This window comes from Pseudomonas sp. UTLPPB19802 (genome assembly GCF_059730225.1).
Genome location: NZ_AP048545.1, coordinates 5431607 through 5445627, shown reverse-complemented (window position 1 = coordinate 5445627; position 14021 = coordinate 5431607). Strand labels below are relative to the sequence as shown.

Here is a 14021-nt window from a genome sequence, read left to right as displayed (position 1 = left end):
GTAGCACTCCATCCACTCACCCCAAGTCCCATCTTCCGCGCTCCCCGGCACCTTTCCCTTCCACATCAATCTCTTGAATCACCACCCCCAAACCTGGCACACCCCTTGCTTTTTTGCATCCATGGATAATTGGATACAAAAATACAAAAGGTGTCCCTCATGCAATTCGTCCCCGCCTACGTAGACCGCCAGCCCCAGACCGCCGAGGAGGAGGCCTACAACTTCCTGCTGCAGGCCATTTGCAGCGGTCGCTATCGCAAGGGCGACCGGCTGATCGCCGAGGACATCGCCACGGAAATCGGCATGAGCCGCATGCCGGTGCGCGAGGCCTTTCGTCGTCTCGACGCCCAGGGCCTGGTGACCCTGCGCCCCAACCGCGGCGCCGTGGTCAGCGGTCTGGACATCGACGAGCTGCATGAGGTGTTCGAGATGCGCAGCGCCCTCGAAGGCCTGGCGGTGCGCGTGGCCGTCGGCCGTATCAGCGACCGCCAACTGGCCGCTTTGGAACGCATGCTCGACGAGATGGACGATTACCGCGATGACGGCGCGCAGTGGGTCAGCCGCCACCGCGCCTTCCACGAACACCTGTGCAGCTTCAGCGGCCGCCCACGGCTGATGAAGCAGATTTTCGCGCTGTACTCGCTGATCGAGGCGCCCATGCGCCTGTGGCTGCAGCACGGCGACAAACCCCTCAGCGCCCGCGAGGAACACGCGGTGATTCTCGAGGCGATCCGCTCCGGCGATGCGGCCAAGGCCGAAGCCGTGGTCCGCGACCACATCGAGGGCACCGTCCCCGCGCTGATCCAGTTTCTGCAATCGGAAAAATAGAGGCGGGTCCCAACCCGCCCGAGTGTTGACTTTGAATCCTGCCGTTACCCAACGAAGTGGAGTGTCTGGTCATGCATTTACGCCGCGCCTTGCTACTGGCTGTTTCCCTCGGTTTCTCCGCGCAATGGGCCGTCGCCGCGCCCCAGGTGCCGGATCGCCTCAAGACCGTCGATAAACTCACCTACTGCTCGGGGATGGATTCACCGCCCCTGGTGTCCTTCGACGCCGAGCAGAAGCCCCGTGGGCTGACCATCGACCTCGGCCTGGAAATCGCCAAGCGTCTGGGCAACAAGCAGGTGCAATGGCGGGTGATTCCGTTCTCCGGCCTGGTGCCGGCGCTGCTGGCCGGGCAGTGCGACATGATCGTCGACCAGTTGTTCGACAAGCCCGAACGCCGCCAGGTGATCGACATCGTCAACTACATGTATTCCAGCCAGGCGGTGGTGGTGCCCAAGGGCAATCCCAAGGGGCTCAAGACCCTGGATGATCTGTCCGGGCACAAGGTCGCGGTGCTCAACGGCTCCACCATCAAGACCCTGCTCGACGCCCATAACGACAGCCTGGCCAAGGCCGGCAAGCCACCCATGAAAGTGGTGGTCTACAACACCGACACCGACGCTTTCCAGGCCCTGCGCATCAACCAGGTGGATGCCTACGGCACCACGGTCGAGACCGCCGGCTACTACGCCGCCATGGCGCCGGATCTGTTCGAGGAGGGCGTACCGGCCTTCAGTCGCATTCTCACCGGTCTAGGCATGCGCAAGGACGATGCGCAACTGAGCGCCGCGGTGCAGCAGATCATCAACGACATGCGCAGTGACGGCAGCTACGCCCGATTGCTCGGCGCCTGGCACGTCAGCAGCGACACCCTCGACTGAGGAACGGCATCGATGAACTTCAATTGGGATGTGTTCTGGCAGTACCTGTTGCAGCCCAGCGGGGTGTACCTCACGGGGTTGTGGCTGACCTGCCTGATTGCGGTGCTGGCGATGCTGCTGGGCTGCGTGCTGGGCCTGGCGGCGGCGCTGATGCGGCTGTCGCGCAATCCGCTGCTGCAATGGCCGGTGCGCTTTTATGTGTGGCTGATGCGCGGTACCCCGCTGCTGGTGCAGATCGTCTTTCTCTACACCGCGCTGGCCGCAGGCGGGATCTTTCGTTTCGAGGATATCCAGCTGTTCGGTCTGGTGGTGCCCGGCAATATCCAGGCGGCGATCATCGCCCTGGGCCTGAACGAAGGCGCCTACATGGCCGAGATCATTCGGGCCGGCATCGGCGCGGTGGACAGGGGCCAGTACGAGGCCGGGCGGTCCCTGGGCATGACCTTCGGCAAGCTGATGCGCCGCATCGTGCTGCCCCAGGCCTTTCGGGTGATCGTGCCGCCGCTGGGCAACGAATTCAACGTGATGCTCAAGAACACCACCCTGGTCAGCGTGATCGGCGTGCAGGAGCTGCTGCTGAGTACGCAGATGGTCACCTCGGCGACCTTCCGGGTGTTCGAGCTGTACCTGGTGGTCGCCATCTACTTCCTGCTGCTGACCACCTTGTGGGGCTTCTTCCAGCGCTGGCTGGAAAACCGCTCCGGCCGCAGCGACCAACCGAACTCGCCGCCACCGGCCGCCAGCCGGATGTTTGGCCGCGGCCCCCTGAAACTGCTGAGAGGACGCTGAGCATGGCGCACAAAAGCGAAGAGCTGGTGATCGAGGCGCTGGACATTCACAAGTCCTTCGGTGATCTGCCGATTCTCAAGGGCGTGTCGCTGCAGGTCCGTCGCGGCGAGGTGGTGGTGCTGATCGGCGCCTCGGGCTCGGGCAAGACCACCTTCATCCGCTGCATCAACCTGCTGGAAGACATCCAGGGCGGGCGCATTCGGGTCAACGGCCATGCCATGGGCTACCGCGAACGTCCCGATGGCAGCCTGGTGCGCGACTCCGAGCGCAACATCGCCCGTCAGCGCCGGGACATCGGCATGGTCTTCCAGCGCTTCAACCTGTTCCCGCACATGACCGCGTTGGAAAACATCATCGAGGCACCGATCCAGGTGCTCGGGGTGTCCAAGGCCGAGGCCCTGGAGCAGGCCCGGCAACTGCTGGCCCGGGTCGGCCTGGCGGACAAGGGCGGGCACTACCCGTCGATGCTCTCCGGTGGCCAGCAACAGCGGGTCGCGATCGCCCGGGCGTTGGCGATGAAACCCCAGGCGATGCTGTTCGACGAGCCTACCAGCGCCCTCGACCCGGAAATCGTCGGCGAGGTCCTGCAGGTCATGAAAGAGCTGGCCAAGGAGGGCATGACCATGGTCGTGGTCACCCATGAAATGGGCTTTGCCCGCGAAGTGGCCGACCGCGTGGTGGTGCTCGACCAGGGCGAGCTGATCGAGCAGGGGCCGCCGGAACAGATCTTCAATCACCCGACCCACGCACGTACCCGGGCCTTTCTCAGCCGAGTGCTCTGAACCGTCAAAGGAATTTCGCCATGCGTTTACCGAGTCTGTTCGCGGCGCTCTGCTGCGCCGCCGTGATGCCCCTGACCCAGGCCGCCGAGCAGGAGGTCAAGGTCTACAACTGGTCCGACTACATCGCGCCGGACACCCTGGCCAACTTCGAAAAGGCCAGCGACATCAAGGTCCGCTACGACGTCTTCGACACCAATGAAATGCTTGAAGCCAAGCTGCTTTCCGGGCACTCCGGCTATGACGTCGTGGTGCCGTCCAGCCAGTTCCTGTCCAAGCAGATTCGTGCCGGCGCCTACCAGCCGCTGCAGAAGACCTTGCTCGGTAACTGGAAGCACCTCGACCCAAGGCTGATGAAGCGCCTGGAGGCCGCCGACCCCGGCAACCGCTACGCCGTGCCGTACATGTGGGGCACCGTCGGCATCGGCTACAACGATGCCAAGGTTCGCGCGGTGCTTGGCAAGGACGCGGTGCTGGACTCCTGGGCCATGGTCCTGGAGCCGGGCAACCTGGAAAAACTCAAAGGCTGTGGCGTGGCCTTTCTCGATGCGCCGGTGAAGATCATCCCGCAGATGCTGCTCTACCTCGGCCTCGACCCCAACAGCACCCGCCCCGAGGACTACAAGAAGGCCTCGGATCGCCTGATGGCGCTGCGTCCCTCGGTGACCTACTTCAATTCCTCGAAGTACACCGCCGACCTGGCCAACGGTGATATCTGCGTCGCCATCGGCTACTCCGGCGACGTCATGCAGGCCCGCAGCCGTGCACGGGAAAGCGGCAAGCCGGTGGACATTCGCTACCTGATTCCCAAGGAGGGCGTGAACCTCTGGTTCGACATGCTGGCCATTCCCAAGGATGCCGCCAACACCGCCAACGCCCACGCATTGATTGACTACCTGCTGCGTCCCGAGGTCATCGCGCCAATCAGTAACTACGTCGGCTACGCCAACCCCAACAAGGACGCCACCGCCCTGATGGACCCCAAGGTCAGCGGCGACCCCGGCATCTACCCCAGTGACGAGGTGATCGAACACACCTTCGTCTCCGCCGACCTGCCGGCCAACATCCAGCGCCTGATCACCCGCGAATGGAGTCGGATCAAGTCCGGCCAATGAATTCCCCTATTGAAGAGTCGTTTGCCATGTTGAATCTCTCTGCCCACGAATACCCCTATCCATCGCAGCGCCAGAGCGTCTTCGCCCGCCGCGGGATGGTCGCCGCCTCACAGCCGCTGGCGGCCCAGGCCGGTATCGAAATCCTGCAAAAGGGTGGCAATGCCATCGATGCCGCCATCGCCACCGCGGCCGCGCTGACGGTGGTCGAACCGACCGGCAATGGCATTGGTGGTGATGCCTTTGCGCTGGTCTGGACCCAGGGCCAGTTGCATGGCCTCAATGGTAACGGCCAGGCGCCTGCGACACTGAGTATCGAAGCGGTCAAGGCGGCCGGTCGCAGCGAAATGCCGCTCTATGGCTGGACCCCGGTCACCGTCCCTGGCTGCCCCTCGGCCTGGGCCGAGTTGTCGCAGCGCTTCGGAAAATTGCCCTTTGCCGAGCTGCTGCAACCGGCGATCAGCCTGGCCCGCGAGGGGTTTCCGGTGTCGCCGGTAGTCGCCCACCAATGGCAGATCGCGCTCAACGAATTCGCCCCCCACCGTGACGACGTGCTGCAAGCCTGGTTCGACACCTTCCTCATCGACGGCCGCGCGCCCAGGGCCGGTGAGCTGTTCCGCAACCCGGCCCAGGCCGACACCCTCGAAGAGCTGGCCGCCACCGGCTGCGAAAGCTTCTACCGGGGCTCGCTGGCCCAGCGCATCGACGCCCATTCCCGCGCCACTGGTGGCTACCTGCGCGCCAGCGACCTGGAGGGCTATCGCGCACACTGGGTCGACCCGATTTCAGTCAACTACCGGGGCGTCGACGTCTGGGAAATCCCGCCCAGCGGCCAGGGGCTGGTGGCCCTGATGGCGCTGAAGATCCTCGAAGGTTTCGACTTCGACCATCGCGACAGCCAGCACACCTGGCACCGGCAATTGGAAGCGATGAAACTTGCCTACAGCGATGGGCTGCACCACATCACCGATCCGCTGCACATGCGCGTCGCGGTCGAGGACCTGCTCAGTGACGACTACGCCCAGCGTCGGCGTGCACAGATCAGCGAACAGGCCCAGCTGCCCAAACCGGGCGACCCCCACGCCAGCGGCACGGTGTATCTGGCGACGGCGGATGCCGAGGGCAACATGGTCTCGTTCATCCAGAGCAACTACCACGGGTTCGGGGCCGGGGTGGTGCTGCCCGACAGCGGCATCGCCCTGCAGAACCGCGGCCAGGAATTCAGCCTCGATCCCGACCACGCCAACTGCCTGGCGCCGGGCAAGAAGACCTTTCACACCATCATCCCCGGATTCCTCACCCGGGATGGGCAAGCGCTGGGACCGTTCGGCGTGATGGGCGGCTACATGCAACCGCAAGGGCATGTGCAGATGGTGATGAACCTGGTGGACTTCGGGCTGAACCCGCAGGCCGCGCTGGATGCGCCACGCTGGCAGTGGTTGGGCGCAAACAAGGTCGGGATAGAGCAGGGCGCCTCGCGGGACCTGATCAACGCCCTGGCGCGCCGGGGGCACGAGGTGGTGGTGGCCAGTGACCTGACCGATTACGGGCGAGGGCAGATCATCTTGCGCGATCCGGTGAGCGGGGTGTTGTGGGGAGGCACGGAGCCGAGGGCGGATTCGGTGGTAGGGGTTTGGTGAGGGGCAGGGGGCCAATCCGAGGCCCCTTGCGGTGACGGCTCTGTAAAGTGCTACAGTCCCTCATCCAGGCCTTGATAAGCGAGAGTTGCATGCCTTACGAATTGGACAGTCGCTTGGTGATCGGCGTCGCCTCCAGTGCCGTTTTCGATCTGCAGGAATCCGATGCGATCTTCAAAAGCCAGGGCGAGGAGAAGTACCGCAAGTTCCAGGAGTCGAATTTGCGCAATCCCTTGCCCAAGGGCATCGCCTACCCGTTCATCAAGCGCCTGCTGTCACTGAACGACCTCAGCCCCGATCCCGACGACCCGCTGGTGGAAGTGGTGCTGCTTTCCAAGAACGACCCGGACACCGGCCTGCGGGTGATGAAGACCATTGAGCATTATGGCTTGCCCATGACGCGTGCGATTTTCATGCAGGGCAAGGCCCCCTACGAGTACATTCCGGCGTTGAACATTGCCTTGTTCCTGTCGGGGGACAAATCCGACGTCGAGTCGGCCATCAGGGCCGGGCACCCGGCCGGGCAGATGCTGGAGTCCAAGTTCGACGACGATGAGGCCGACCAGACCCTGCGTATCGCGTTCGACTTCGACGGTGTGTTGGCGGGCGATGAGTCGGAAGCAGTGATGCAGTCCTCCGGGCTGACGGAGTTCCATGCCCACGAGGTCAAGAACGTCATGCAGCCCCACAACCCCGGGCCGCTGAAAGAGTTCATGGTGCGAATTTCGAAGCTGCAGTCGGTGGAGGAGGAGCACAAGAAGCGCAATCCCAACTACGAGAACCGGATTCGTGTCTCGATCGTCACCGCGCGCAACGCGCCGTCTCATGAACGGGCCATGAATACCCTGAAGAGCTGGGGCGTGATGGCCAACGATGCGTTTTTCCTCGGCGGCATCGAGAAAGGCCGCGTTCTTGGCGTGTTGAAACCGCACATCTTCTTCGATGACCAGTCCGGGCACTTGAAGTCGGCCAGCGCGGTGGCGCCGTCGGTGCATGTTCCGTTCGGGATCACCAATCAGGTGGATGTCAGGCCGGTGCTGGATACGCAGTTGGAGACCGAGATTTCCTTGCGTGAGATCAGCGTGAGTAGTGCGAGCTAAGCAAGCTGGTCGTAAAGATCAGTTCGGCTTGCTGCAATTTATTTACAAGCTGCTGCCGGCAATGTTGATGAGGCTGGAGGTAGCCTACCTGCATGGGGTGCTAACTAGCAGTACGGCATCAGTCTGCTAAGTAAGCTCTCAGGATAGAAAGCCTACCAAATAATCAAACATTTCCCACGTGTTTTGGGCGCGAGGCAATATTGTCTGTGCCTAATGCAGGCCCTACTGTTTGTCACTATCAACTCAGTGGCATAGGTTCTTCAGTGCAGTTGTAAATATGCATACAGTATCGCAAACGTACTTTCAAACTGTATGCAGGTGCTGAAGAGTTTACTGTCGGTCTGGTGGAGGTCTTGATTTATTTCAGAGGGCGTGGGTCTATGACACGGGAGGAGTTCTGCATTTGGGTGCGTGCCGTGGAGTTTGCGAAGCAGAATCGAACTCGTATTGCTCGGGAGTTGGCGTGTTTGGAAACCTATCCCAGTGATGAGTATCCAGTCTCGGTATTTATGGCGGGATCTCCAGGTGCGGGTAAGACCGAGGTGTCCAAGGCTTTTGTGCAAATCATGCAGCGCGGCGGGTCTAACGCATTGCGAATCGATCCGGATGATTTCAGAGACTACTTTCCCGATTATACGGGGCGAAACTCCAACCTTTTTCAGCACGGCGTGACCAAGTTTGTCGAGCGCACGCTAGATCTTGTTTATCATCAGCGCCAGTCGTTTTTGCTGGATGGAACGCTTGCGAATCTGGATGTAGCACGACGAAACATTTCACGAGCACTTCATGCTAGAAACCGATCGGCCCAGATTATCTATGTTTACCAGAGGCCTGAACTTGCTTGGGAGTTTGTGCTTGCAAGGGAGAAAAAAGATGGGAGGCATATTCCTTGTGATCACTTTGTTCGGCAGTTTTATGCGGCGAAGGTATCGGTATGTACGCTTAAGCGTGAACACCAAGGACAGTTGCAAGTAGACGTAATAATCAAGGACAGCGATGGGAAAAATAGAGATGTTGGTATTGACCTTTCGGCGCTCGAAATTGACGCGTTTGTCAAGCAGCCCTATGATCATGACGAGCTTGAGAGCGTATTAAACGGAGCATCCCTATGAAGGGCGAAAAAACCAAAAACACGTCGGTGACACGTTCCGGTTCTTCCAGGATGTCTGATTTTTTCCGCCACGGTTCAGTGGAGGAGAAGCGCGCGATCTATTTTGAGGTCGCGAACGCTGCGATTCTTGAGCAGCAAGGTCTTATCTACGCTGTTAGAGCCAGTGAAGCTGGCGTCAAAGAGTCTAAATGACCCCGATTTGCCTAGGCCGTCCGGTCGCAATAGCTAGCCGCTAGCTCCTGCCGGCTAAAGATCATTTCCCTGCAGCGCTTGGCGACTTGTGGAAACGCAGCCGCCACTTGCGCCAGCACCCGATGCAGGTGGGTGTCAGGCCGGCGCTGGAGGAGGAGTTGGAACCGGCGACGTCGGTATTACCTCGCCTACGTAGACGGTTACCCCCTGCGGGTAGAGATGGCTACAGGCGGAGTCGCAGGTAAATCCTTTATTTTGTGGTTTAAAGGAAAGAATCCGCTTTAAATCACATATCCTGGGTTTTATCACCTTAGAAGGAATCTCCACTTAATTCTAATATCTTGTGTATTAAGTGGCCAGATTTGGCGGTAAGGCACATTATGCTGGACTTAAGCTTCAGCAAGCCGAATGAGGTCGTCAGTCGTCTCTGCGAGCGCCTGCGCCGGGAGCGCCTGGCTCAACAGATGACCCAGGCTGATGTCGCCGGTCGCGCGGGGGGCGGGGTCAATACCGTCTCCAATCTGGAGGCGGGGCGTAACGTGGGGTTCGAGAACGTGATCCGAGTGGCAATGGTCCTGGGCCGGATCAAGGAACTTGAAGTGCTGTTCTTGCCCAGACTGGATAGCCTTGAAGACATTCGCCGCTACGAAAATGGCGCCAAGCGCCAGCGTATCAAGAGAAAGCCCGAAAGTGCTTGAGCAGGTCGAGGTCTACTACGATGGCTGGGGGGAGCGTTGGCTGTGGGGCACGCTGGTGTCTACAACCGCTATCACCCGTCGACCGCAGATTGTGTTCGAGTACAGGTCACACCGGACACCCTGCGGCTCATTCAAGGGCGTATCCACGACAATCTTGGCTTGCTGCTGAAATAGGTGAAGCTCAAAGGAGTGTCTGTTCTCAGCCTGTGAACCACAACGTCATGTGTTCATGCCTGAGCTGATTCTACCCGAGTCTGCAGTCGGCGTCTGACCGTGCCCCTTGCCTGCAACCGGCCGCCACGCCGCTCGTCAAATAAACCCATTCCCCACCCTTCAGGCCGCTCTGGTGCGGTCGATAGGATGAGTATGCCTACGCCATCGCGCGGTCACCGCTATCCCCCCCTCTTTTTGCACAGGTTTGCCTATGAACTGGTTCTACGACGCCAAGCTATCGACCAAGCTTTATCTCGCCTTCGCGCTCTGCGCTTCCATCACCCTGGTGGTAGGTATTCTCGGCGGCGCGGGCATTAGCTCGTTGTCTTCCAGCCTGCAATTGGTGTTTTCCAACAACCTCGTGTCGGTCGCCAAAACCGGCGAGGCCCGCTCCTATGCCATGACGCAGAGCCGTGAGCTGTATCGCTTGCTGGCAGCCGCCTCGGGTGGCGCTGAAGCATCCGAGCGCAGCCCCATCGTTGCGGCGATGAAGGAAAGTCGTGAGAAGAGCGAGCGTGCCTTCGCCATTTACCGCGCCACGCCGCTGGCCGATGACGAGCGGATTGCCGGTGATCGTATGGAGAAGGAGTGGCCTGTCTATCAGGCCCTCGTCGACCGTGCGGTGGCGACGATCGACAGTGGTGATCTGTCTGGCGCCAGGCGGTTGATTTCCGGAGAGTTGCATGAGGCTTTCCGCGCCATCAACGATGAATTGAGCATCATAGTCGAGTCCAACAACCGCCAGATTGGCGAGGGCGCCGAGGAGGCGCGTGCCTCGGAAACATCCGCCAAGCTCAATCTGTATATCGGTATCGGCCTCGCGTTTGTGGCGGCCATGGTGTTGGGCATGTTCATTAGTCGGGTGATCAGTACGCCCATCGCGGTGGCCGTTCGCAACGCCCAGCGCATCGCCGGCGGTGATCTCACCCAACCCATCGAAAGTGGCCATCGGGATGAGGTGGGCCAACTGTTGACCGCCCTGGGCGCGATGCAGGGCGGACTCAAGGGCACCATCCAGCAGATCGCCAGCGCTGCGGATCAATTGGCGTCGGCTGCCGAAGAACTCAATGCCGTGACCGAGGAGAGTGGCCGTGGCTTGACCCGGCAGAACGACGAGATTCAGTTGGCCGCCACCGCCGTCACCGAGATGAGCGCTGCGGTCGAAGAGGTGGCGCGCAACGCCACTTCCACCTCCGAAGCCTCCCGGAACACCAGCACGGAGGCGGCCAGCGGCCGCGACCAGGCCCGCGATGCGGTCAACGCCATTACCCGCGTGAACAACGAGATTGGCCAATCGACGGTCATCGTCGATGAGCTGGCCGGTAGCGTGCGTGATATCGCCAAGGTGCTCGATGTGATCCGTGGCATCGCCGAGCAGACCAACCTGCTGGCGCTCAACGCGGCCATCGAGGCGGCACGGGCCGGTGAGCAGGGCCGCGGCTTTGCCGTGGTCGCTGACGAAGTGCGAGCCCTGGCGGCCCGTACCCAGGCCTCCACCGGCGAGATCGAAGCGATGATCGCCAGTGTACAGTCGCGCGCCGACGACGCGGTCAAGGCCATGGGCAACAGCCGAACCCTGGCCAGCAGCACCCAGGACCTGGCCCAGGCCACTGGCGAATCCCTCGAGCGGATCGCCCAGAGTATTGCCGAGATCAACGACCGCAACCTGCTGATTGCCACGGCCTCGGAACAACAGGCCCACGTCGCGCGCGAGGTGGATCGTAACCTGATCAACATTCAGGACCTGTCGACCCAGACGGCTGCCGGGGCCAACCAGACCAGTGCGTCGAGCCAGGAGCTGTCGCGCCTGGCGGTGTCGTTCAATAACCTGGTGGGTACCTTCAAACTGTAGGTGGCTGAACAGGCCGGGCTGGATCGTCAGAGCCAGCCTACAGGCTTACTTATCCTCTGGCTTGATCTCCACGATCCTGCCGCCGCAGTCCACGAACTTGGTGGCATAACCGTCGCGGCAATAGTTGATCTCCCGGGTTGGAGGACTGGGCGGCGGCGGGCAGGCATTGGGCATCTTGAGGTCATTGAAGTACTCGCACTGCCGCGTATTGCCCGCCTGGAACTCATACAGGCCTTGGAAACTATCCGCCCGATTCTTGTACCGGGTTTCGCAATCATCCACCTCCGCGTCCAGTTTGTGCAGGCAGGCCAGTCCTTGCGGTGTTTCTGGCTTGATGTAGCGGTATTCGGGGTAGTGAGTGCAGGCGGTCAACAGCACCACCAGCGACAGGGGGGCCAAACGCATAGGCATTGATCAGGATCCATCCAATGTTGAGCTTGCCGTTTCAGACCCTGTTGGTCGGCTTCGGTTCACCGCCGGGGCTCACCTCGACGTTGGTCATGCGGTACCCTGAGACTCCTTTCACATGGAGCCCTTGATGAAAACCACGATGGATCGACTGGAACACTGGCTGCAAACCCACCTCCCGCAAGTACAGGCCGACTTGGCTCCAGGCTGCTCGGAAGCCGAACTCGCCGACTTTGAAGAGGCGGTCGGAAGGCCTTTTCCCGAGAGTCTGAAAGCGCTCTACCGCCTGCATGATGGACAAAAAGGCGAGGCCGACACGGGGCCCTTCTACGGGCTCAACTTCCTGTCCCTGGCCGGGGCACGGGAACATTGGGAGTCCTGGAAGACGATCATCGATGATCTCTCCGCCGAGGACATGGCGAACATGAGCGCCTTCTGCACCTCGGCTCAACCTGGTCTGGTCAAGGAGGTCTACGCCAACCGGTACTGGATTCCAATTGCCTACGACTACGGCGGAAACCACCTCGGTGTGGACCTGGACCCGGCGCAGCAAGGCACCGTGGGGCAGGTCATCAACTTTGGTGCTGACGAGGAAGAGAAGTTCGTGCTGGGCCGTTCTGTCGCGGTCTTCCTGCAATGGCTGGTCGATCAGCTTGAGTCAGGGAACGCGCTGATCAGGGAAGAGGATGACGGTGGGCAGAGCCTGAATACCAGGGAGCCGGAGTCGTCTCATTTCCTGGATGCGCTGGAGACGCTGTTCGCCGCACAAAAGGCCTGAGGCGCGCCGGTCTCCAGGACTGCGGGCGATAGACCCCAGCGGAAGTGATACCGGCCACTCCGGAGTCGACTAAAGACCTGCGCCCCGTCGCCGAATACCTGAGCATCTATGCTCAATGGAAGCGGTTGACCACTGGGGCGTTTCGTTGATGTCGAATCTGCCGGGATTGTTGTTTGGCTCTCCTGTCCTGTTGGGCATGTGCGTGCTGTTTGCCTGCGCGGTGGCCAGCACCAGCATTCTCTATTTCTGCCGGCCCTCTCGTGGCCCCGGTTATTGGGCGGCGTGTTGCTGGCTGTTGCTGTTGGGCTACAGCGTTTTTCTCTATGACCTGCTGGACCGCCAACTGACCCTGGACTGGCTGAGCAACCAGATTCTGGTGGCGGCCCAGACCATCATGATGCTGGGGATTTTCCGCTTTCTTGGACGGCCTACGCCGAAGGCCCTGCTACCGGCGGCCCTGTTGGCGCAGGCTGCGGTGGACTACTTTCGCGACCACGGTCTGCCGCAGGCGGTAGGCGATGCGGCTTATAGCGCGATCATCGTGATACTCGCGATCGTAGAGCTCAATATTCTGCGTCGTCACCCGGCGATCGGAGAGGTGCGCTCGGTCCGGCTGTTCATTTACATCTCGCTGCTGCTCTATTGCCTGGCCCATGTCCTGCGCCTGGCGGTGGGCGTGGCGGGTTGGGTACCCCAGGCCTTCCCCGAGGATTCCATTCCGATGCTGTCGTTCTTCACCGGCTTGCCGTTCCTGGTGAACGCGCTGGTGGGGTTCACCGCCATGAGCCTGCACCGCACGCTGGCGCAAAGCCGCGATTATGAAGCCGCCGCCCGTGCCAACCTGCGTCGTTTCGAGCAGTTGATGCGCATCAGCAGCGCGGCCATGTTGTTGCTGCGCACTGGGCGTATCGAGGACAGCAACCCCAAGCTGGGCGAGCTGTTCGGCTGTCGGCGCGAGGTGCTGCATGGGCTGTCCTTCGATGCCCTGTTTCTGCCGGGGACCGAGCCGACCGAATTGTCCGGGCAGCCTTGCCACAGCGTGGCGGTACGGGCCGACCAAAGCACCTTCCAGGCCGAAGTCGTGATGCTGGAACTGGATGATCAGCAGTGCTTGGCGGAAATCCGCGACGTGAGCAGGCAAAAGACCCTGGAGACGCAACTGAGGGAACTCGCCAACGCGGACCCGCTCACGGGGGCGCTCAACCGACGGGCATTCGCTGCCCGTTTCGAGTTGGCCAGGCAGTCGTCTGGGCCGTTGTGCCTGGCGTTGATCGACCTCGATCACTTCAAGCGTATCAACGACCGCTTTGGGCATGACGTCGGCGATGAAGTGCTGATTACCTTCACGCGTCTGTGCCAGGCTCACGCGCGCAGTGGCGACGTGTTCGCGCGGATGGGGGGAGAGGAGTTCGTCTTTCTGCTGCCGGGTTGCGGGCTGGATGCCGCCCACGGCTTTCTGGAACACCTTGCCCATGAGCTGAAGGCCTTGCGCATCCGGGGCCTGCCCAAGGGCTCCACCGTCAGTTTCAGTGCCGGCCTGGCGGATTGCCCATTCGATGTGGAGCTCAACGCGGTGCTCAAGCAGGCGGATCTGGCACTCTATCGGGCCAAGTCGAATGGGCGGGCGCGGGTGGAGCAGTAACCTT

Annotated in this window: 14 protein-coding genes and 1 pseudogene; 14 read left to right on the top strand and 1 reads right to left on the bottom strand. The window is 61.3% G+C overall.

Annotated elements, in window-relative coordinates:
- Positions 1 to 159 precede the first annotated feature (159 nt).
- The 12 genes and pseudogenes from AC6I6U_RS23550 (at position 160) to AC6I6U_RS23495 (ending at position 11189) form a co-directional block, all read left to right on the top strand.
- A complete protein-coding gene (locus AC6I6U_RS23550) occupies positions 160 to 828 on the top strand; it encodes a GntR family transcriptional regulator (RefSeq protein ID WP_497878423.1) in 669 nt (222 codons plus the stop codon).
- A 71-nt stretch (positions 829 to 899) separates the two neighbouring features.
- Positions 900 to 1706, top strand: coding sequence for an ABC transporter substrate-binding protein (locus tag AC6I6U_RS23545; protein ID WP_497878422.1), 807 nt, complete (start codon positions 900 to 902; stop codon positions 1704 to 1706).
- A 12-nt stretch (positions 1707 to 1718) separates the two neighbouring features.
- Complete coding sequence (locus AC6I6U_RS23540) at positions 1719 to 2495, top strand: amino acid ABC transporter permease (protein WP_497878421.1); 777 nt, start codon at positions 1719 to 1721, stop codon at positions 2493 to 2495.
- Between the two features lie 2 nt (positions 2496 to 2497).
- The gene (locus AC6I6U_RS23535; protein WP_497878420.1) at positions 2498 to 3277 is read left to right on the top strand and encodes an amino acid ABC transporter ATP-binding protein; all 780 of its coding nucleotides are present in this window, start codon (positions 2498 to 2500) and stop codon (positions 3275 to 3277) included.
- Positions 3278 to 3297: 20 nt separating this feature from the next.
- A complete protein-coding gene (locus AC6I6U_RS23530) occupies positions 3298 to 4389 on the top strand; it encodes a polyamine ABC transporter substrate-binding protein (RefSeq protein WP_497878419.1) in 1092 nt (363 codons plus the stop codon).
- 26 nt (positions 4390 to 4415) lie between these two features.
- On the top strand, positions 4416 to 6026 hold the full coding sequence (locus AC6I6U_RS23525; protein WP_497878418.1) for a gamma-glutamyltransferase family protein: 1611 nt from the start codon (positions 4416 to 4418) through the stop codon (positions 6024 to 6026).
- Between the two features lie 89 nt (positions 6027 to 6115).
- Positions 6116 to 7123 (top strand): 5'-nucleotidase, encoded by a 1008-nt coding sequence (locus AC6I6U_RS23520; RefSeq protein WP_497878417.1) that lies wholly within the window; start codon positions 6116 to 6118, stop codon positions 7121 to 7123.
- Between the two features lie 380 nt (positions 7124 to 7503).
- Positions 7504 to 8235 carry a zeta toxin family protein gene (locus AC6I6U_RS23515; protein ID WP_497878416.1) on the top strand — a complete coding sequence of 244 codons (732 nt, stop codon included), beginning with the start codon at positions 7504 to 7506 and terminating at the stop codon, positions 8233 to 8235.
- The gene (locus AC6I6U_RS23510) at positions 8232 to 8426 is read left to right on the top strand and encodes a hypothetical protein (RefSeq protein ID WP_497878415.1); all 195 of its coding nucleotides are present in this window, start codon (positions 8232 to 8234) and stop codon (positions 8424 to 8426) included. Before AC6I6U_RS23515 ends, AC6I6U_RS23510 begins: the two co-directional genes overlap by 4 nt.
- Positions 8427 to 8806: 380 nt before the next feature.
- Complete coding sequence (locus AC6I6U_RS23505) at positions 8807 to 9124, top strand: helix-turn-helix domain-containing protein (RefSeq protein ID WP_497878414.1); 318 nt, start codon at positions 8807 to 8809, stop codon at positions 9122 to 9124.
- A gap of 424 nt (positions 9125 to 9548) precedes the next feature.
- Positions 9549 to 10331: pseudogene (locus AC6I6U_RS23500) on the top strand (MCP four helix bundle domain-containing protein); the annotation flags it as partial.
- Positions 10326 to 11189 (top strand): methyl-accepting chemotaxis protein, encoded by an 864-nt coding sequence (locus tag AC6I6U_RS23495; RefSeq protein ID WP_497883089.1) that lies wholly within the window; start codon positions 10326 to 10328, stop codon positions 11187 to 11189. The pseudogene AC6I6U_RS23500 and the gene AC6I6U_RS23495, both read left to right, overlap by 6 nt.
- Before the next feature lie 45 nt (positions 11190 to 11234).
- On the opposite strand, the gene AC6I6U_RS23490 is transcribed toward AC6I6U_RS23495, so the two are convergent.
- Positions 11235 to 11600: a hypothetical protein gene (locus AC6I6U_RS23490; RefSeq protein WP_497878413.1), complete on the bottom strand. Its 366-nt coding sequence runs from the start codon at positions 11598 to 11600 to the stop codon at positions 11235 to 11237.
- A gap of 127 nt (positions 11601 to 11727) precedes the next feature.
- Between AC6I6U_RS23490 and AC6I6U_RS23485 the strand changes: the two genes are divergently transcribed.
- Positions 11728 to 12375: an SMI1/KNR4 family protein gene (locus AC6I6U_RS23485; RefSeq protein ID WP_497878412.1), complete on the top strand. Its 648-nt coding sequence runs from the start codon at positions 11728 to 11730 to the stop codon at positions 12373 to 12375.
- A gap of 148 nt (positions 12376 to 12523) precedes the next feature.
- Positions 12524 to 14017, top strand: a complete 1494-nt coding sequence (locus AC6I6U_RS23480; RefSeq protein WP_497878411.1) for a sensor domain-containing diguanylate cyclase — start codon at positions 12524 to 12526, stop codon at positions 14015 to 14017.
- The last annotated feature ends 4 nt before the right edge of the window (positions 14018 to 14021 follow it).